A 19,979-nucleotide genomic window follows, 5' to 3' on the forward strand; every position below is an offset into this window, starting at 1 on the left:
CATTTTTAGTCTAAATCACGTAAACTACGCGCTGATTTTTTAAGTCTCTTTTTAGGTAAATAATGATCCGTTTAAACCAAATACAATTGCCTCTAGACCATAATGAAGATGCTTTGCAACAAGTCGTATTGCAAAGGCTTTCTATTACAGCGGATCAGCTGACTAAGATACATGTATTCAAGCGTGGTTATGATGCCCGCAAAAAGAGTGCAATTTTCTTAATTTATACCCTAGATGTCACCTTAACAAATATCGACGAAGCAGCGTTATTAGCATCCCTTGCCGATGATCACAATATTCGCGTGTCACCAGACACTGATTATAAGTACGTTGCCACTGCCCCAACAGGATTAACCGAGCGGCCGATAGTAATAGGCATGGGACCTTGCGGTTTATTTGTTGGCCTAATATTGGCACAGATGGGCTTTAAACCGATTATTTTAGAGCGTGGCAAATCTGTTCATGAACGTGCTAAAGATACCTTTCGCTTCTGGCGTACCAGTGAACTAAATACCGAATCGAATGTGCAGTTTGGTGAAGGTGGCGCAGGTACCTTCTCAGATGGTAAGTTATATAGCCAAGTTAAAGACCCTGGATTTAAAGGCTTAAAAGTAAAACAAGAATTTGTTGCTGCAGGTGCGCCGGCTGAAATCATTTATGTCAGCAAACCTCACATTGGTACCTTTAAGTTGGTGACCATGGTGGAAAAAATGCGCCGTGAAATTACCCGACTTGGCGGTGAAATACGTTTTGAAACCCGTGTTGATGAAATCAATATTAGCGATCGACAAGTCACAGGTGTCACCCTGAGAAATGGTGAAGTTTTACATTCAAAGCATGTGATTGCGGCAATAGGTCACAGTGCCCGCGATACCTTTCAAATGTTGCATGATAAAGGTGTATTTATGCAAGCTCAGTCTTTTTCGATTGGCTTTCGTATAGAGCACAAACAAGAAATGATCGACAAAGACCGTTTTGGCGATAACGCAGGTCACCCTTTGTTAGGCGCGGCTGATTATAAACTAGTGCATCATTGTGAGAGTGGTCGCAGCGTTTACAGTTTTTGTATGTGTCCTGGCGGTGTGGTTGTAGCAGCAACCTCAGAAGAACACGCGGTAGTCACTAACGGTATGAGCCAATACTCGCGCAGCGAACGTAATGCCAACAGCGCTATCGTAGTGGGTATTGATCCAAGTGACTTTAATAACGACCCACTGCAAGGTATTGCATTGCAACGTAAGTTAGAGCGTCATGCCTATATTATGGGTGGCAGTAATTACGATGCTCCGGCGCAAATGGTCGGCGACTTTTTAGCTGCAGGCTCAGGTAAACCGTTTGAAAACGTTGAGCCATCGTATAAGCCTAATGTCAAAATGACCGATTTAAGTGACGCGCTACCGCAATTTGCGATTGATGCTATTCGCGAAGCAATACCTGCATTTGGTAAGAAAATACGCGGCTTTGACAGCAAAGATGCCATGTTAACAGGGGTTGAAACTCGTACCTCTTCACCATTACAAATTAAACGTGGTGCTGATTATCAAAGTATCAACACCAGAGGTTTGTACCCTGCAGGTGAAGGAGCCGGATATGCTGGCGGCATTTTATCTGCGGGTATTGACGGTATTAGTATTGCTGAAGCCGTGGCATTAGACATGATAGAACAGATGACAAACAATTAAGTTAGCCCTTAAGCTTTAGCAATATATGCCATAACATCAGTTAACATAAAAAGAGCAGCCATATAGGGCTGCTCTTTTCATTGTGGTATCAATAAACACTAAGTACGCTGGATAATTCTAACCAAGTAAAATGTCGGATTGGGCAGGCTGAAAGCACTTTGCCTGACAAAGATTTTCAAGCGAACGGCATCCAGTATGTTTATACCGCGAGCAGATTTAATTGGTATAAAAATCGACTAGTAGAAGTGATTGGATATTTCGTAGTAATTGTGAGTTTCTCTATTAGACAAAAGATTTTCTAAGGGCTAATCTAAGTTCAATCCTTGATGACTGTGGGTATTCGCCATCCGTTTCTTATGGTTACTTCTATTATTTTATAGTCTTTTCGCTACGGGAAAAGCTATTGAATTATCACACGTTTCTAGTGAATTATTTATTAACGAACACTTAAGTATTCTACAAGATAGTAGTGCGAATTTGTCGTACCAAAATGCTTTAACGCAGTATAAGCAAGGACTGTTTACTGAAAACAGAGATAAAAAAGTCAGCTTTGGCTTTACCCATGATGTATTATGGGCGTCTGTGTTAATAAATAATGCGTCAGCAGAGGAGGTAAAAAGAGTATTCTATCTCGATACAGCCTGGTTAGATCATGCGGATTTTTATTTCATTCATCAAAATAAGCTGACAGATAAAGCCTATATAGGGGATGCCCTACCCTACCACGCCAGAAAAAAACAAACCCGCATGCTATCGCAACCACACACATTTAAACCGGGTATGACTCAGGTGTTGATGCGATTTAAGTCCAATGACCCTCTGCTAATTCCACTTTACTTATCGACCGAAGAAACCATCCAAAACAACCTCGTGTCCTCAAGCTACTTTTATGGATTTCTATACGGTGCATTTTTTATCTTATTTGTTTATAACATTGCGCTTTTCATCAGCCTAAAAGATGTCAGTTACGTTTTTTATGCTTTATATTTACTGTCATTTTTAAGTTTGAATATTGCTTACACTGGTCATGGCTTTAAATTTATTTGGCCTAACAATGTTTTTTTACAACAATGGCTCATGACCCTATTTTTGTATTTTTACATTATTTTTGGTATCGCTTTTTGTTTTGAATTTCTTAAATTAAAAGTGTTTTCACCCAAAATATACAAACTCAATAGCTGGATATACACCAGCCTGGTTTTACTCATTGTCTGTTTATTGATTAATGCAGATCAATTACTCGCAGTGAAGGTGGCTGTCGCACTCACGTCGCTATTAGTCATTATTTTTGTATCTCTGGGTTTTTTTAGCCTTGAATAATGGTCATAAAATGGTGAAATTTTTTATCCCAGCGGTCTTTATGGGCGCCGGAGGGGCTGCTATTTCGGCGGCAACTACTGGTGGGGTAATTCCTTATAACACATTGTTATTCCATAGTATTGAAATCGGTATGTTAATTGAAATGTCAATTTTGGCTTTGGCATTGGCGTTTAATTTAAAGGAAGTCGATAAAGCCCGTATCACTGCAGAGGTCACCGCACAGGTCGATCACTTAACGGCGCTATATAATCGGCGTGCGTTTACCGCCACTGCCAGCCTATTGTGGGATTTAGGTATTAGGGATAACACAGACTTTTCGATGATCTTACTAGATGTGGATTGGTTTAAGAAAATAAATGATGAACATGGTCATGCTGCAGGTGATGCGGTACTTAAAGGTATTGCAGATACGTTAAACCAGCACATAAGAGATAATGACATTTTAGCCCGTTGGGGCGGTGAAGAATTTATTATTTTTTTACCCAATACCAATAAACAGGCTGCGGTGGCATTGGCGAATGTGATCCGCAACAGGATAGCAGAAATGGTTGTTTTACATGATGGAGGCTCGCTATCTATCACCGCAAGTTTAGGTGTCGCTAACTTTAATAATCAAATGGGTGAATTAGAGGATCTTATAAAACTTGCTGATATTGCTTTATATAAAGCGAAACACAGTGGTCGAAATATTGTTTGTGAAATGCCATCCCCTCCAAAACAAACGGAAGCTGACCGATAGATAAACGTTTTATCAACATTCACCCTAACCAACCCCATTTTTTTATACAAAACTTGCCGTAAAATTTAATGTTTAAATACTAAATTACACTTGTACATCAATGCGCCAGTATCACTATACAGAAAACCTTCACCGCCGCCCTAACCTTCAATATTATCGTAAACGGACTTTACTCTTTCTATTTATGTTCTGCACTTAGAGTGTTAATAGCCGCTAGTGCTAATTGCGCTTTATCTATTGGGATAAAAATATGATCATGATAATAAGCCGCCACCACATTAGCACTAATATTATGCTCGGTTAATTGAGTGGCAATAGCAGCCGTTAACCCAACAGCCTCTAAACTTGAATGGACCGTGAGAGTAATTTGTTTAAAAGTACCACTATAGGCAATGTTATTTTGATCTGCCTGAGTTTGACTAAGCAGTAACGTTAACCCTTCAGCTTCTACAAAAGTAGCTAGCGGATTAAGGTGTACGTAATCCACTAATGTCCCTTTAACCGTACAAAACACCCAATCTCCGGGCATAATAGCAGGCTTCATAGTCGCTAATAATGTCGATAAATTAATAATTCCATTCATTTATGACTCCACAATGCTGTCAGTTTATAAGCAGTAAATTAACAACAAAAAATGGCTCAATCAAGAACCATTCATGAGCCTGTTATTATTAATCTTACTGTGGGTTAACTCGTGCGATATTGTGCCAAAATTTGGCTTAGCCCTTTTGAGGACACATTTAAGTCTTTGGCAATAACCAATGCCTGATTGGCATTAGCCAGAATAGTATCGGATTGACTTCTTACTTCATTAACTTGTGAAACGATGTCAGCGGATGCCACACTTTGCTCTTCTGCTGAGGCAGCGATCTGGCTACTCATATCAAATACGACATTAATCGATTCTGCCATATGGCTAATCTCTTCCCCTACAGCTTTAATACTGACGCTTCCCTCGTCTGCCTGCTCAACTATTTCATTGGTGATTTGAGTTAACTTGGTTGTACCTGTTTGTAACCCTTCAATCATAGTTTGAATTTCAACAGTCGCTTTCTGCGTCCGCCCTGCAAGGGTTCTGACTTCATCGGCAACTACTGCGAAGCCGCGGCCTTGCTCACCTGCTCGCGCAGCCTCAATGGCCGCATTTAATGCCAGTAAGTTAGTTTGCTCTGAAATAGAGTTAATGGTTGTCACTACAACATTAATTTGGGTCGCATCTTTAGACAGTTTCTCTACTGAGGCGAAGGCGTCAGAAATGCGCGCAGTTAAAAAATTAATACGCTCTTCAGCATCTTTAATTCCTTTACGACTTTGATTCACTTGGATTGAGTTTTCTTTAGTATGACCTGAAGTTGTTGATGCGTGATGTGATACATCTGCAATGGCTGCTGTCATTTGTTCCATAGAATGTGAAACCGAATCTAAAAAATGATGTTGATGTTTTATTAAGTCTTCATTGGTACTGGCTTGTTGGCTGAAAGTGCTTGCTGCCATAGCTAAGGTTTTAGCATTTTCACCAATGGCTTTGACCATTTCACTCATATTATCTGCGCAGCGATCAATTTCAGTGGCAATTAAACTAAAATCATCGGTACCAAAAAAGTTAAGCCTTTTGCTTAAATCGCCATCAGCTAAACGTTTAATCGCGACATACATATCCCATAATCCGCCACCTAACGAGGTAGAGATCCAATAGCATAATTGAAATAACGGCAATAAACCCAGTAAGGCATACCAAAATAAGCTGCTATCAGATTGCATTTGCTCCCATTGTGCAACATCTCTTGTTAATGATAAAAATTGACCAGCCACTGGTGCCGTTACCGTGATGGAATCACCTCGTCTAGTTGCAGACGATTGTGTCACCACAGATAATTGGTTCGTTTCAGCAAACTGATTTAATTGCTCCGCAGACAGTTGCTGGTTTGCTGCGACATCTGCAAACGCCTGCACGCTCGCACTGACCTGAGCCATTGAACTGGCTTGTATCATTGCTTGATTATGCTGATGATTTAACACTGCTATGGCAAGTGTAATCACGGTAACAAGTGAGCAAACAACCCAAAACTTACCGTTTAAACTGAGCTTAATAAGCATAGCATCGACTTTACGAAACTGAATAGCCTTCATAAGATTTCCCTAGTAATCTTTAAGTACACAAAAAAGTAATCTGAACCAAAGTATAGTGTATTAATTTTTTAATTTAATTTTGCTCAGATAAATATGTTGAGATAAAGCCTAACCACAAGACCAATAAAAAGCCTAAGTGTTGACCCAACACTTAGGCTTGTATCTATGTCGGCATAGACCTATTTATACTTTAATTAAATGATCTGTTTAGAGCGATAAATCACGATTTAGGGGTAAATCTCGATATCTTTTCCCTGTCGCGGCATAAATAGCATTAGTTAAACTTGGCGCTACGGGTGGAACACCTGGTTCTCCAACACCTGCTGGGTTGGCATTTGAGGGCACTAGTATCACTTCAATATCCGGACATTGTGGTAACCGTAGAAGTAGATAATCATGGAAGTTTGATTGTTCCACTTTACCCTCTTTAAAGGTAATTTCACCCATCATAGCTAAACTTAAACCAAAGATAACCGCGCCTTCAGTTTGTGATTTAACCCTATCAGGATTAACCACTAAACCCGCGTCAATCGCGGCAATGGTTTTTAATACCCTAAGCTTGCCATCTATTACTTCAACTAACGATGCCACTGCAACGTAACTGACAAAACTGCGGTGAATAGCAAAACCCCAGCCTTGGTTTTTCGCTGCTTTAGGCAGCTTGGCTAACTTGTCTTCCATGATATCGAGCAAATGATGATAACGGCCAACATCAACGGGATGAGCAGCTAATTCTTCACCATAATTACCGTATTCAAAACCTTGATTAGCAAAGGTTTCTTTCCGTGAAGCCCCAAGTATATCACGCCACATTTGAATACAAGACTTATTGGCTTTAACCGCTAATTCATCAACAAAACTGCCAATACCAAAAGCATGTTGAATATTACAAACTGATCGCATCCAGCCAATGCGTGTGTGCGCTGTTGCCTTAACGGCTTCTAACTGAATGTGGGGTAACGCAAGCGGCACATCTGAAAAACCTAAATCGAGTTCACCGGCTGATGGCATATCAACACCTTCGGCAAACGTTGAACTGATTGACGGAAAACCTGTTCGCGCTAAAAAAGCATCAACTTTATTGTTACCATCAAACCTTGCTTGATAAAATTGAGCACTAATAGCATGGTAATAACCGTGCTGAATTTCATCTTCGCGGGTCCATGATACCTTTACGGGTTTATTTAATCGTTTAGAAATAATCGCCGCTTCTACACTGAAATCCGGCTTAGATTTACGCCCAAAACCACCGCCTAATAAAGTGACATTCACTTTGACTTTATCTTCTGCTATGCCCAAAGCGCCGGCCACATTTTGCTGAGTACTTTGCGGGGTCTGGGTTGATGACCACAGCTCACACCCCTCACTCGTAACATGCGCGGTGGCAACCGGAGGTTCCATCATGGCATGGGTTAAATAAGGTACTGTATACACCGCATTTAGCGTTGATTTTTTTGGCCAGTCTTGGACACTGTCGCCTAATTGGCGCATCACCTTGCCAGGTTTTTGAACGTTTACGACCAGTTCAGCCATATATTTATCAGTATCATGACTGTCATTTACTGACGCAGTCCAGGTCACTTTTAATGCTTTACGACCTTGCATCGCGCTCCAGGTATTAGTGGCAATAACAGCCACACCACCTAACGCATGAAACAGCGGCGCACCTTTTGGTACTGGCAACTGAATAACATCGATAACCCCAGCCACTTTTCTGGCCTCAGTGTCATCTAAACTGGCTACATCACTGCCCAAAACTGGCGGGCGACTAATACTGGCATACACCATACCGTCGAGCTTAATGTCGTAGCCATATATCGCTTTGCCATCAAGCATAGCTTGCATATCAACAATGGTTTTAGATTGACCAATATGGGTAAATTCACTTGCAGGCTTTAAGGTTAACGACTCGATTTCTGGCACTTTTTGCTTGGCTGCATCAAGGGCGAGTTCGCCAAATGATAAGCTTTTATTTGATCCTTTATGGTGTACTTTATTCGCTTTTGCATAAACTTCAGTAAGCGCTACTTGCCATCTTTCAGCCGCTGCCATTTCTAACATGGTTCTGGCCATCGCACCCATCTGGCGCATTCGGGTGTAATGTTTACGAATACTGCGACTACCATCGGTATTTTGGCTGCCATAACGTTTATCTGCTAAACCTTGCACGACAACAATATTGTCCCAATCCGCTTCTAACTCATCGGCTAAGACTTGTGGAATTCCGGTACGGATCCCCTGTCCCATTTCTGAACGATGACAGGTTAAATAGACTTTATTATCTTCGCCAATAGCGATGAACATATTCATCATCGCCAGCTTATCTTGTGCTAATGCCATTGGGCTCCAGGCTAGGCCTGTCGCACCTAATGCTAATCCACCACCTGCTGCACCAAAAAGCTTTAATACATCGCGGCGACTAATATTTTCTACTGCGGTAAATGTTGTCATGATTACGCCCCCGCACTGTCAGTTGTAGTCGCTTTTATGGCAGCTTTAATACGTGGATATGTACCACAACGGCATAAATTGCCTGACATAGCTTGATCAATTTGGCTATCTGTTGGTTTAGGAGTTTGTGCAATTAATGCCGCTGCAGACATAATTTGCCCCGCTTGGCAGTAGCCACATTGTGGCACATTATGTTCAGCCCATTTGGCTTTTAGCTTGTCAGCTTCGACACCTTCAATAGTCGTCACTTGCTTACCGCTAACTTGTTTAAGACTAGTTAAACAGCCACGCATTGGCGCACCATCGACATGAATGGTACATGCACCACAAAGCCCTGAACCACATCCAAATTTGGTGCCGGTTAAGCCTATAATATCGCGTAATGCCCACAGAACTGGCATATTAGGGTCTGCTTCTATGGTAAAGTTTTTACCATTAACTAATAGGGTTTGGGTTGGAATTGTCATCACTCACTCCTTGTTTGCCAAAAATCTTGATAGATCGGCTCGGGTATCAATATCTATGCTCGCTTGCGGTAAATCTATTGCCACTAAGCGATGTGATTGTTGTCGTTTTTTTAATATTTTTTTAGCGCCACTGTCACCAGTTAGCCCTAACAATAGTTCAAAATCATCTGGTAAAAATATAGCTGGCACGCCCACACTTTGCTGATAAAAAGCACAGACTGTCTGATTATGCATGGCAAAAGATTGCAATAAGGTCAGGTAGTGTTGACGAGTTAATGCGACCTGGTCAGCTAATATCAGCATTAATCCGCAAGCTTGTTGTTCAAGCGCATAATGAACCGCACTGTGTATCGAGGTGGACAAACCTTGTTGCCACTGTTGATTAACCACCACTTCTACTTGGTTAATCATCATGGAGGATAATTTATCGTCCATTATTTGCTGCTGATTTGCGCCCAATACCACTGCCACTTTCGCCAGTGTAAATGCACTTTGACGGATAATATTGGCTTGCTCTGCACTATTTCTATTAACGCCGACATGATTAAATGCCTGCTGCGCGGCGTTAACAGCCTCAATTGTCGAAACCAGTATGGAATGACTCGCATTAATTTGCGCGATTTGTTTAACACCTTCAAATCGACTGCTGCTACCTGCGGCTAAAATGACCGCGACGAGTGATTTATCATCCTGTTGGTTTAGATTGGGTATTTTGATGAGTGACATTAACGCATCACTTTATCTAAGCTAATTAACTGGCTGTTATGTAATATCCCATGGCATTGTGCCAACATACTTAATCCTACCGAACTTGGTAACTCACCGCCCAATGCTAGCCCTGCTGGGGCTGAAAAATAGCCACTAAAATCATTAATATTCAATTGGGCTATATTAAGCGTTCTATCACGCCTATGGTTTGGCCCCAATAAGGAAATGTACCCTAAATTAAACTTAACCAGTTGGTTAAGCGCCTTAGCATCAAGAATAAGGTTGTGGGTCATTACAAAGGCGGCATCCAAAGTTTGATACACCTCATCATTAACACCATCAAACGGCATTTTCATTATGTTGGCGCTGGGAAAATCGTATTGACGAGCATAGGCAGTGCGTTCATCAAAAATAGTCACTTGCCAGCCCAAAATAGCGGCCATTTGTGCAATAGGTTGTGCATCTAATCCGCCGCCAAAAATACCAAGATGAATTGGCGGAGTAATAGGAATAATCAACTGCCCTTCTATATGATGAGTTTGAGCATCGTCTGAGCTGACGCTTTCGCTTCCCTTAACGGATCGGATAAAAGTCGTTTTTTCAACCTGTAGATTTTTAGATTTAATCTGCCATTTACCACTGACCTTATTTGAAGGTGTGTCCTGTTTGGCTATATCGATTTGAAACTCACCTGCTTTACCGCTATTTAAATCAAAATAGAGCTTTTGCAGGCCTAAATACTGATTTGATGAATTGATTGGTAACATCATAATATTGACAATTCCACCGCAACCTAATTGATAGCTAGTGTCTGACTCGTCAGTGGCATCATAGGTTAATTGCACAACTTGCTGGGTTTGAATAGCGCGCTGTGCATGTCGGCGTAAATCGGCTTCTAAGCAGCCACCACTGAGCATTCCTAATGTTTTCCCTAGCGGATGAAAAAACATCATAGCTCCGGGTTTTCGATACGAAGAACCTTGTACATGTGTAAGAATAGCGACAACCCAATCATCTTGATAATCAGCTTGCCAAACATCTAATAAATCAACCAAGTGTTGGCGCATTCAGAACTCGAACTACAGTGCTATGTAGATTAAACCTAACACTGTACGCTATGTATGAAAAGCATGAAGATGTATAAAAGTATGTAATGTCGTTTTATCTAGTTTGGGGAATGCGTTATGAGCACCTATAGCTGAATCTATAACTGAGCCTTTAGCCAAGCGACTAACTTAGTCTGAACTAGTGAAAACTAACTGAGTAATTGATCGGCAACAAAAGGATTATGTTCACGTTCTTCGGCAAAAGAAGACATTGGGCCGTGACCAGGAATAAAACTAACATGGCTACCCAAAGGCCATAGTTTTTGGGTAATGGAGCTGACTAAGTCTTGATGATTAGATTGCGGAAAGTCTGTACGGCCAATCGATCGTCTAAAGAGAACATCTCCAACCCAAGCCAATCCTGAAACTTTGGAATAAAACACAATATGTCCCGGAGTATGTCCAGGGCAATGTAATACCGATAAAGACTGTTCCCCCACGCGAACCACATCTGCGTCATTCAGATACTGATCCGGTTCAAACGCTTCAACAAGCGGAAAACCAAAATTTTGACTTTGTTTAACAAGTCCTTGCAACCAAAACTGGTCAGCTATATGCGGGCCAATAATGGGAACATTTAATTGAATAGCAAGTTTCTTAGCGCCACCGACATGATCGATATGCCCATGGGTTAACAGTACTTTTTCAACCGTTAACCCCAGTCTTTTCACTTCAGCTATAATTCGGTCTATATCACCACCGGGATCAACAACCGCAGCTTTTAGGCTAGCTTCACACCAAATCACACTGCAATTTTGCTGAAACGGGGTAACCGGTATGATTTGATATTTCATCTAAACTCTCCTAAATGCCGTTGCTAAGTTATCATTATTATTTAATTTTACCTTTGCTAACTTGATCTTGATAGCAATTTACTTAAATTTAATCAGTCAGATTGATTGTGATAAAACAAGCGGGCACATACAATTACAATCAAATTAATAACGATAAGCTCATATGATTATTTCACAAACCTTAAAAGACATTGTTGTTCAAAAACACACCTTTTCAGTGCCTTTGGACTATCTGTCCAGCTCAAGCCAGCAAATTTCAGTCTTTGCCCGTGAAATCGTCAGTGTCGCAAATCAACATAAAGCGCTTCCTTATTTAGTATTTTTTCAGGGTGGTCCAGGGTTTGGTGCCGCTCGGCCTGTGACGAATAGCGGTTGGATAAAGCGCGCCTTACAAGAATACCGTGTATTGTTACTCGATCAACGTGGTACAGGGCTCTCAACACCTGTTAATGCCGTATCGTTAAGTCATTTAACGGCTAACCAACAAGCAGAGTATTTAAGTCATTTTCGCGCCGACAATATTATTCGTGACGCAGAGTTTATCCGTACTAAATTATCGGCAAACCAGCCATGGAGCATTTTAGGCCAAAGCTTTGGCGGTTTTTGCGTGCTGCATTATTTATCTGCTGCACCACAGGGCGTTAAAGAAGCCTATATCACAGGCGGTATTCCCTCCCTAACACGCAGCGCAGATGAAGTTTACCAAGCCACTTATCAACGTGTGTTGGCTAAAAATGCTGACTTCTTCACCCGTTTTACTGACGCTAGAACCTTAGTAGACCATATCGCCCAATATTTGTATGAGCATAAAGTCTACTTAGCAACCGGTGAGCAGCTCACCGTAGAAATGTTCCAGCTACTGGGAATTAATTTAGGCATGGAACAAGGCCCTGAAGCGGTTTATTATTTGCTAGAACAAGCCTTAATTGAAACCAGCCATGGCATTGATGTTAATCCACTCTTTTTACATCAACTTAGTCAGTTTTTAGATTACAACACCAACCCGATATTTGCCCTATTGCATGAATCTATTTATTGCCAACAAACCCCATCAAAATGGGCAGCACATAGGGTGCGTGATAATTTTCCTGAGTTCCAGTATCAGCCGAATAAACCACTACTGTTTACTGGCGAGATGATTTACCCGTGGATGTTCAATCAATTTGATGCGTTAAAGCCGCTAACGGCTGCAGCAGAATTAATCGCCAGAAAAAATGATTGGTCTAAGCTATATGATTTACATCAACTTGCGAATAACTCGGTACCTGTTGCAGCGGCAATTTATAGCGAGGACATGTATGTAGAAATGCAATACAGCTTAGAAACAGCCAAACAAGTTGGTAATTTAAAGTATTGGTTAACGTCTGAATACGAGCACAATGGTATTCGTATTGATGGTGAACATATTTTAGATAAGTTGATTAGCCTTAATCGTGGCCACTGCTTGCGTTGATAACATCACGAGACTGGGAGTAATAAATACAAGAGTGATTATACTATTGGCCATTAAATACTGATTAACACGCACTTCATTTCTAATTAAGTATGAGTTAAGTATCAATGGGTAAGATCAACTCGTTCTACACACTCTTTGTACATTTATTTCCGTTTAATGATTGATATTTAACCCACCACATTAATTTTTAAACCCTTCCCGTATACAGGTAAACCCCATTGGTTTACCTTTTTTTTACTTTTAAACTGCCCTATATTCAGACTCTCTACCATGGGTTATGGGCAAAAAGTCAATGCAAAAAAGTTAATAATCTGGCTATTATCAACACAAATAAGATGCATAAGATCTCACCTGATTATCTAACCAAGGTTTAATTCCCCCATTATTAATACGACATAACGTTTACTTTTGCGGCAAATGTTAGCAATGACTAAAATTAAACTTGAAACCTTTATGATAATCATTATCATTCGCACCATTATTAATGAAGGTGTCAAATATGAAGTCGTTACGTTTATCCCTTATAGCCCTTGCATGTCACAGTGCATTTATCCCTGCTTACGCCGCGCAAGCGATACAAACAGACAAGTCTATTAAGACTTCGGCTCAGTCAAAAGATCAGACTGAAACCATACAAAACAATAAGGACTATGAGCACATAACTGTCTACGGCAGACAAAACCAAGTCGTAATGAGCTCAGGCCTTGCGACAAAATCAGACATGTCACTGATGGAAACACCTGCAGCTGTTGTAATTGTCGATGAAGCCCTGATAAATGCCCAAGCACTTACCAACATGCAAGATCTAGTGCGTAATATCAGTGGTGTCACTCAGGCTGGTAATAACTACGGCATAGGCGACAACTTAGTGATCCGCGGACTAGGCGCAAACTACACCTACGATGGCATGTATGGCGGTGCTGGGTTAGGCAATACCTTCAACCCAACCCGATCATTGACAAACGTCAGTTCAGTAGAAGTGTTAAAAGGTCCTGCTACTGGGCTTTATGGCATGGGTAGCGCTGGCGGGGTGATCAATCTTATTGAGAAAAAACCACAGTTCACCAACAATCATGAATTTGAATTAGAGCTGGGTCAGTGGGATAGTTATTCAATGCTAGCGGACACCACTGGAGGCATTACTGACGATTTAGCTTACCGCCTAGTCGCCAAAAGTGCCCGCAGCGAGGGTTATCGTGACATGGGTACAGACAGAGATGAAATCTATGGCTCACTAAAGTTTGTGATTACAGAGGAGCAAAACCTGATGTTATCCGCAGCTTATATCAAAGATGCTATTCCGGTTGACTCTATCGGGCACCCTATTCGTATTTTCAATGCTGAATCTGTTGACGGTAAAACCGCAGGTGAAGTTTCTTGGCAAGATCTCGTCAATGACCCCGCTAACAAAGGCATACAACTTAACGATGCTCAGCGTCAGCAACTTGCAGATTCATTGACCCCAAATGATGGTTTAACGCCCTACTCATTCGGCCACAATGGTTTAATTTCTCCTATGGCCAAGGCTAACGAAGGCGAAGAACTAAGGCTTAAACTGACCCATAATATTTACCTAACCGATAACCTGTATTTGAATCAGCAATTACAATACCGTAATTACGACACTGGCTTTGCTCGACAAACAGGCGCCTATAACTATGTTTACTGGAAACGCGGCAGTGTCATTAATGCCGATCCGCGCGCACCCTTACTTGAAAACGACACCTTGTATCCCTTTGCTGCGCGTCGTCAAGAATATCGTAAAGCCACTGCCGATGAAATATCATGGCAGTACTTTGCCGATTTACGCTACGACTTTGACCTCGCGGGTATAGAAAATGAGTTATTAATTAACGCTAACTTTGAAGACAGAAGCATACGCTCAAAACAATATTCGATTTGGGATAAAGATTACGTTATCAAAAACAAACAAGGTCAACAGCTCTACCAAGGTAGCTTGCCTTATATCTACGATATTCGTAACCCAAACTGGGGCACCGGGCAATTTGAAGACTACGACCCGTTGCTTACCAGCAACTATGACAAAACTATCGGTGCTTGGGGCGTGGGTATGCAGCATGTAGGCTATTTAGGCAATGGCTTTACCAGCCGTGTTGGCGTCGCATTTAACGAAATCAAACAAAGTTATCAGCATTTAGGTGTCGATGCCCGTTACAGCTCAAGCAAAGCTGAACCCACCCCATTGGCTGATACTACAGATAACGGTGTCACCTATAACCTTGGCTTAACTTATATGCCTACCGACGACTTGTCCTTTTTTGTCAACCATGCAAAAGGCCGCACAGCTTATAGCGTGCTGGGTGATATCAAAGGTGATCAAAGTGATCGTAAAGACTCTGAATCCATCAGTGATGATTTTGGTATAAGAGCCAAAGGTTTTGACGATCAATTATTGGCTTCACTAGTGGTCTTTAAAACCTCGCGTACTAACTTGCAATACACCAACCCACTTTATGATTCAGCGTTGTCAGGCCCTGAAGTCGCGCAGTTTTTCAATAACGGCAGTGAAGATACTGAAGGCGTAGAACTTGACCTTAATGCGTACTTAAACGAACAGTGGAGCGTCAATGTCAACACCGTCTATCAAGATGCCAGAGACAACCAAGACCCTACGAGTAAAGATGCGAATCAACGTCAAAAAGGCATTCCCTATGTCACCGCGGGGGCTTGGGCAACCTACGCTGCAGACCTAGGCTTAAGTGAAGCGGTATCCTTCAGTCTCGGTGGCCGATATGTTGGTGAGCGCAGCACGCACTCAAGTTCATTTGGGATCCCAGACGGTTACGTGCCGAGTTACGCCGTGATGGACACAGCCGTCAGCTACGATGCCCAGACCTATAAAATACAACTAAATCTTAATAACTTGCTTAACAAAGTCTATTACGAAAAAGCCATGTTCCTAGGGGGTATGCCCGGGGAAGAGCGCAACGCCAAGTTAACCTTAACTTATCGTCTATAAGACTCATTTCTAACATAAACAGAATTAAGCGGCACAGTTCATCACTTGTGCCGCTTTTTACTGCGCTATGTATTGAGGGGGCAAGTAGAGCAATGCATCTTTAAAGGCTGCAATTAAATGGCTGTCGATGCTTCCTGGTTGCGGAAATATTTATTCAATACTAATGATTGAAGTAAGCCTGTAACACTCGATGTTGCCCAATATAAACCGATAGCAGATGGAAAGTTAATTAAGGTAATAATGCAAATAATTGCGGGGATTAAAAATAATAAGGTACTCGCTTGCTCTGCGCTGCCGGGCATCATGATCATAGAGAAATAGGTAATAGCCCCGACAAGCAATGCGAGTACAACATCTGGTTTTGCAATATTTGCAATCCAAGCAAACTGACTACTAAACACTGTCTGTTGAAGGGCTTGAAACATCCCAAAACCAAAAACACCTTGGCTTACAATATTAATAATACTGTTTTTATCCACGATGTTAATCTTGTGCTGTTTGTATAGTGTCATTGTCCGTTTAGCTATTTCACTAGGGTTATCTTTATAGAGTGTTTTTATTGTTTCTAACTCTGGTTTTATGGCGGATATTGTTTTTTTATTCCTATACATATTTGCCATAGCGAAAAGATTAACAGGCATTAAAATCCAGCGACCTGTTAGCGTACACTGAATATTGGCTACCGCCTCACTAACACCAACTTCGTGAATAAAAAATCGATAGATTGCACTATAAAATAGTAGTTTTTGCTATAGAGCATTCGTTTTTTGTACAAAAAATGACTACACTCCTTTGCCCGAATTTGCGGGTAATAACTAGGAGTTGCCATCTTGGGTAACACACGCTTAATCCGCAACAAGCTCCACCTTATCTGGTTGGTTTTTTATTAAATGCCTGTGCAATGCCACTGCTGCTGTTGTCTCCACAAGGGCAAATGATGTGGGCATTAATGAAGCCTTTAGTTGGGTTAGACCCTAACGATGTCAGCCTGTTTGAGCAGCCCATAGTTAAAGACAGAATGCAGGCGATTTTAGGGCCACAATATGGCAATGCCATGAAAATACTGGCAACGGCAGATGAAATCCAACAACAAGGCCCCTTGTATTATGTGATTTCTAACCACAGCCCAATTCCTGATATTGCCGACAAAGCAGGCTTTGTGTGGAACGCTGATAATAATCAGATGGCAGTGATGTTACTTACTGGCGGTTCACCGCAGATTTTTGCTGAGAAACTGGTGAAAGACACGGTCAACACCAAAGTTGAACAGACTCAAGAGCAAATAACACAAGCGGGTAAAGATGAACTGGCTCAGCAAGTCCCCCTTTGGCCCACAGAGCTTAGCGCCATCATTGAAGCTAAGCAGCTTAACTAACCCCATTAACTAACACATTACAGAAGCCCCTGCGTTAGTGCATCAATCGACTAACGCAGGAAAGCACTAAATGCTGACATCAACGCATTATCTTTACAGTACTTTGTATACAAAAGTTTATATACAAGACCTTGCAACCAATAGCACTAAATAACAATGTAAAAAGTAGTAATGATTTTACTAAAATGAAGTTTATTTTGTTTCGCGAAGCGTTCAATAGCCTGCAAAAAATAATGAATCAAACGTGTATTTAAAACTTAATAACAATAATGATATTTTTGCATTTATGGCAGACATAAACGTGTAAGATTAAGATAAGTCTGGTTATTTTAAACCTTACAGGGTCTGTTGATCTTTCAAGTTTGGTTTTGCAGCGAGTGGCTGGTCATTTGTAAAAGGCAGAGACTTTATGGTGTTACTAATCTACCCAATTTGAGTAATTTAGCGCTTAGTTTGTGTTTTAGCCCTTGGTGTAATGGTTGATTTGGCGCTTGATCTATTACTTGCAGTAACTTTCTTCTTAAAGGACCTTTTCGCACTCTTATGAGGGCTTGCTACGCCTTGCAACGCTGAGGGTAATTGACTAGATGCTTGGCTGATTAAACCTTCTAATTGACTCAATAATGGCTGCATAAATGCATCATATTTAAGCCGTTTTTGACTGATAGCATCCAAGCTATTTTCCCACAAAGCCGTCATGTCTGGAGTAGTGGCTGATTCTGGTAAACTGCGGATTAAGCCAATACCGACCGGTGTAGCAAGAATAGATTTACCTTGTCTAACTAAGTAACCACGCTTAAATAACAATTCAATAATCCCAGCGCGAGTCGCTTCTGTGCCCAGGCCGTCGGTTTCTTTAAGAATTTTCTTAATGTCACTGTTGGTGACATAACGACTAATCCCAGTCATCGCGCCTAATAAGGTGGCGTCGGTAAAATGCTTTGGTGCCTGGGTCATTTTTTCTAATAACTCGCCGCGATCACATTGTAGTATTTGCCCTTTAACCAAGGGTGGCAACGACTGCACCGCATCGTCGTTATCGTCTTCACTGTTATTTGAATGTGTATTGGTATGACTTGCCGTAGCTACCCGTTTAAACAGTTGCTTCCAACCTAAGCTTTTGTCTTGACGTGCTTTAGTGGCAAAAAGACCACCAGCAATAGTGACTTCAACTGTGGTTTCTGCATAAATATAAGCTGGGTAAAACTGGGCTAGATATTGGCGCGCAATATGCTGATATAACTTGGCCTCATTAGTGGATAACGATGATAAATTAGCCACTTTCTCTGTAGGCACTATGGCATGGTGAGCATCTACTTTACTGTCGTCCCACGCTTTAGATTTAAGCTTGGCGTTAGGCATGTCGCAACCGTCAACTAATCCGGCCGCACCATTAAGTACCGCATCCAATACTTTAGGAGCCAAGCTATGTTGATCTTTGGGTAAATAGCGGCTGTCTGAACGTGGATAGCTTGTCACTAATTAACTTTTCAAAATGAGAATTGTGAGAAATACAGCTTATAGACTGGTTTCATCACGATTCTCAATAAAGTTAGATACACTACATAATTTATGAGAATAACTGTCTAGCTGTTCTCAACTTTCAAAAGTCAAAAATAACTACCTGTGCTTGAATTATTTTTTACCACTCAAGAAGTTTTTTAGCAACTAAAATTACAGACTTATTATTTATATTTCATATACATAAAATAAATCACTATATTTAATATATATGAAATATAAGATTGAAATATTTAAATATTACAATGTTCACTATTTTTTTCTTTCAAATTTTTTAATGCCACTAACTTGCCCTTGAGAGTTAAAAGTCGAATTTGCCCTTTTTCATAAAGCGGTAATATATTATCAATTTTACTAGTATATTTTCCCATCAGTCGTAGGTACTCTTTAGTTTCACTAGCAATAACTAACATTTCAGTTTCATGTGTCTTTATCGCTTGATTAAGTTCATCTTCAAAATAGTTAACTTTATTATTGGATTGAGTTTTAAAAAGTGAATCACCAACACGATTTTTAATGGTTTTTCTAATAAAATTAGAGCTTTTGAATAACAACGTTTTACTATAAATTGCTCTCATCGGACTTGGAGAGTCAGCCCTAGCAAGTAAATTTTGCTTAGCTAAATAACGAATTTGTTTATAAATAAATACCCTCGCCTCAACAGGATCACTGTATGCGTTAGTATAAGCTTGCAATTCATTACGCAATGAACTGACGGTAAAATGGTCTAGTTTCTTTTCAATTAACAAAAAATAAATATGCGCATTCAGTTTAATAGTTTGAGACATGTGTACTTACCAAATAAAAACTTAGGATTGCTAAGTATACTAATATAGGTAAAACTTAGACAATCTAAGTTATTCAAGGTATCAAGATGAAAACTAAGTGGCACAAACTAACCCTATCCCTCTCAGGCTCAATGAAGCTCGCAAGCGAGCTAATATGACTCAAAAAGAACTTGGTATTCGTATTGGTATGGATCCTAGCTCAGCTAGCAGTAGGATGAACCATTATGAAAAAGATAGGCACACCCCAGATGTGCAAACTCTTCAGAGAATGGCTGATGAGCTATGTGTACCATTGAATTATTTTTTCTGTGACACGGCTGAATCAGCTGAACTTGCTTGCTTGATTAGCCGCTTATCTACAGAAGACAAGAAAAAATTAATTAAGCAACTTAACAATATCCCAGAAAATTAACACTGTACAAATTTAATAATAACTCTCGGCTGCGTGATGCATCGGCCACC

16 protein-coding genes and 1 pseudogene are annotated in these 19,979 nt (G+C 40.8%); 7 read left to right on the forward strand and 10 right to left on the reverse strand.

Annotated features, from left to right (window positions below):
- Positions 1–62: 62 nt before the first annotated feature.
- The 3 genes from ACRWQN_RS12550 to ACRWQN_RS12560 all read left to right on the forward strand — a co-directional run bounded on the left by ACRWQN_RS12550 (position 63) and on the right by ACRWQN_RS12560 (position 3,741).
- Positions 63–1,682 carry an NAD(P)/FAD-dependent oxidoreductase gene (locus ACRWQN_RS12550; RefSeq protein WP_434938066.1) on the forward strand — a complete coding sequence of 540 codons (1,620 nt, stop codon included), beginning with the start codon at positions 63–65 and terminating at the stop codon, positions 1,680–1,682.
- A gap of 453 nt (positions 1,683–2,135) precedes the next feature.
- A complete protein-coding gene (locus ACRWQN_RS12555) occupies positions 2,136–3,002 on the forward strand; it encodes a 7TMR-DISM family protein (RefSeq protein WP_434940654.1) in 867 nt (288 codons plus the stop codon).
- A 10-nt stretch (positions 3,003–3,012) separates the two neighbouring features.
- On the forward strand, positions 3,013–3,741 hold the full coding sequence (locus tag ACRWQN_RS12560; protein ID WP_434938068.1) for a diguanylate cyclase: 729 nt from the start codon (positions 3,013–3,015) through the stop codon (positions 3,739–3,741).
- A gap of 178 nt (positions 3,742–3,919) precedes the next feature.
- Here the strand turns inward: ACRWQN_RS12560 and ACRWQN_RS12565 are convergent, their stop codons facing one another.
- From ACRWQN_RS12565 to ACRWQN_RS12595, 7 genes are all read right to left on the reverse strand, one after another.
- Positions 3,920–4,324, reverse strand: a complete 405-nt coding sequence (locus ACRWQN_RS12565) for an ACT domain-containing protein (RefSeq protein WP_434938070.1) — start codon at positions 4,322–4,324, stop codon at positions 3,920–3,922.
- Positions 4,325–4,428: 104 nt separating this feature from the next.
- Entirely contained in the window at positions 4,429–5,871 is a 1,443-nt protein-coding gene (locus ACRWQN_RS12570) for a methyl-accepting chemotaxis protein (protein WP_434938072.1), read from the reverse strand.
- A 207-nt stretch (positions 5,872–6,078) separates the two neighbouring features.
- Positions 6,079–8,322: a molybdopterin cofactor-binding domain-containing protein gene (locus ACRWQN_RS12575; RefSeq protein WP_434938073.1), complete on the reverse strand. Its 2,244-nt coding sequence runs from the start codon at positions 8,320–8,322 to the stop codon at positions 6,079–6,081.
- Positions 8,323–8,324: 2 nt separating this feature from the next.
- Complete coding sequence (locus ACRWQN_RS12580) at positions 8,325–8,789, reverse strand: (2Fe-2S)-binding protein (RefSeq protein WP_434931701.1); 465 nt, start codon at positions 8,787–8,789, stop codon at positions 8,325–8,327.
- A gap of 3 nt (positions 8,790–8,792) precedes the next feature.
- Positions 8,793–9,515, reverse strand: a complete 723-nt coding sequence (locus ACRWQN_RS12585) for a nucleotidyltransferase family protein (RefSeq protein ID WP_434938075.1) — start codon at positions 9,513–9,515, stop codon at positions 8,793–8,795.
- A complete protein-coding gene (locus ACRWQN_RS12590; protein WP_434938077.1) occupies positions 9,515–10,564 on the reverse strand; it encodes an XdhC family protein in 1,050 nt (349 codons plus the stop codon). Before ACRWQN_RS12590 ends, ACRWQN_RS12585 begins: the two co-directional genes overlap by 1 nt.
- Positions 10,565–10,752: 188 nt before the next feature.
- Complete coding sequence (locus ACRWQN_RS12595) at positions 10,753–11,397, reverse strand: MBL fold metallo-hydrolase (protein WP_434938079.1); 645 nt, start codon at positions 11,395–11,397, stop codon at positions 10,753–10,755.
- Positions 11,398–11,560: 163 nt separating this feature from the next.
- Here ACRWQN_RS12595 and ACRWQN_RS12600 point away from each other — a divergent pair, with 163 nt between their 5' ends.
- Positions 11,561–12,850, forward strand: a complete 1,290-nt coding sequence (locus ACRWQN_RS12600; RefSeq protein WP_434938081.1) for an alpha/beta fold hydrolase — start codon at positions 11,561–11,563, stop codon at positions 12,848–12,850.
- A 502-nt stretch (positions 12,851–13,352) separates the two neighbouring features.
- Positions 13,353–15,833 carry a TonB-dependent receptor gene (locus tag ACRWQN_RS12605; protein WP_434938083.1) on the forward strand — a complete coding sequence of 827 codons (2,481 nt, stop codon included), beginning with the start codon at positions 13,353–13,355 and terminating at the stop codon, positions 15,831–15,833.
- 113 nt (positions 15,834–15,946) lie between these two features.
- Here ACRWQN_RS12605 and yidC read toward each other — a convergent pair whose 3' ends face one another.
- A complete protein-coding gene (yidC, locus tag ACRWQN_RS12610; protein ID WP_434938085.1) occupies positions 15,947–16,474 on the reverse strand; it encodes a membrane protein insertase YidC in 528 nt (175 codons plus the stop codon).
- 260 nt (positions 16,475–16,734) lie between these two features.
- Between yidC and ACRWQN_RS12615 the strand changes: the two genes are divergently transcribed.
- Positions 16,735–17,208 (forward strand): hypothetical protein, encoded by a 474-nt coding sequence (locus ACRWQN_RS12615; protein WP_434938087.1) that lies wholly within the window; start codon positions 16,735–16,737, stop codon positions 17,206–17,208.
- A 441-nt stretch (positions 17,209–17,649) separates the two neighbouring features.
- On the opposite strand, the pseudogene ACRWQN_RS12620 reads toward ACRWQN_RS12615, so the two are convergent.
- Both ACRWQN_RS12620 and ACRWQN_RS12625 read right to left on the reverse strand, forming a co-directional pair.
- Positions 17,650–18,681, reverse strand: a pseudogene (locus tag ACRWQN_RS12620) (DNA topoisomerase); the annotation flags it as partial.
- Between the two features lie 281 nt (positions 18,682–18,962).
- Complete coding sequence (locus ACRWQN_RS12625; RefSeq protein WP_434938089.1) at positions 18,963–19,517, reverse strand: hypothetical protein; 555 nt, start codon at positions 19,515–19,517, stop codon at positions 18,963–18,965.
- Between the two features lie 97 nt (positions 19,518–19,614).
- On the opposite strand from ACRWQN_RS12625, the gene ACRWQN_RS12630 reads away from it, so the two are divergent.
- Positions 19,615–19,929, forward strand: coding sequence for a helix-turn-helix domain-containing protein (locus tag ACRWQN_RS12630; protein WP_434938091.1), 315 nt, complete (start codon positions 19,615–19,617; stop codon positions 19,927–19,929).
- Positions 19,930–19,979 lie beyond the last annotated feature (50 nt).

Origin of the sequence: Shewanella sp. HL-SH8 (assembly GCF_051165765.1) — a bacterium.
Taxonomy (GTDB): Bacteria; Pseudomonadota; Gammaproteobacteria; order Enterobacterales; family Shewanellaceae; genus Shewanella; species Shewanella glacialimarina.

What these genes read in the sequence shown, in the direction of transcription:
- ACRWQN_RS12550 (WP_434938066.1), top strand. Translation starts at nt 63, where the DNA reads ATGATCCGTTTAAACCAAATACAATTGCCTCTAGACCATAATGAAGAT.
- ACRWQN_RS12560 (WP_434938068.1), top strand. Translation starts at nt 3,013, where the DNA reads ATGGTGAAATTTTTTATCCCAGCGGTCTTTATGGGCGCCGGAGGGGCT.
- ACRWQN_RS12565 (WP_434938070.1), bottom strand. Translation starts at nt 4,324, where the DNA reads ATGAATGGAATTATTAATTTATCGACATTATTAGCGACTATGAAGCCT.
- ACRWQN_RS12570 (WP_434938072.1), bottom strand. Translation starts at nt 5,871, where the DNA reads ATGAAGGCTATTCAGTTTCGTAAAGTCGATGCTATGCTTATTAAGCTC.
- ACRWQN_RS12575 (WP_434938073.1), bottom strand. Translation starts at nt 8,322, where the DNA reads ATGACAACATTTACCGCAGTAGAAAATATTAGTCGCCGCGATGTATTA.
- ACRWQN_RS12580 (WP_434931701.1), bottom strand. Translation starts at nt 8,789, where the DNA reads ATGACAATTCCAACCCAAACCCTATTAGTTAATGGTAAAAACTTTACC.
- ACRWQN_RS12585 (WP_434938075.1), bottom strand. Translation starts at nt 9,515, where the DNA reads ATGTCACTCATCAAAATACCCAATCTAAACCAACAGGATGATAAATCA.
- ACRWQN_RS12590 (WP_434938077.1), bottom strand. Translation starts at nt 10,564, where the DNA reads ATGCGCCAACACTTGGTTGATTTATTAGATGTTTGGCAAGCTGATTAT.
- ACRWQN_RS12595 (WP_434938079.1), bottom strand. Translation starts at nt 11,397, where the DNA reads ATGAAATATCAAATCATACCGGTTACCCCGTTTCAGCAAAATTGCAGT.
- ACRWQN_RS12600 (WP_434938081.1), top strand. Translation starts at nt 11,561, where the DNA reads ATGATTATTTCACAAACCTTAAAAGACATTGTTGTTCAAAAACACACC.
- ACRWQN_RS12605 (WP_434938083.1), top strand. Translation starts at nt 13,353, where the DNA reads ATGAAGTCGTTACGTTTATCCCTTATAGCCCTTGCATGTCACAGTGCA.
- yidC (WP_434938085.1), bottom strand. Translation starts at nt 16,474, where the DNA reads ATGCCTGTTAATCTTTTCGCTATGGCAAATATGTATAGGAATAAAAAA.
- ACRWQN_RS12615 (WP_434938087.1), top strand. Translation starts at nt 16,735, where the DNA reads ATGCCACTGCTGCTGTTGTCTCCACAAGGGCAAATGATGTGGGCATTA.
- ACRWQN_RS12625 (WP_434938089.1), bottom strand. Translation starts at nt 19,517, where the DNA reads ATGTCTCAAACTATTAAACTGAATGCGCATATTTATTTTTTGTTAATT.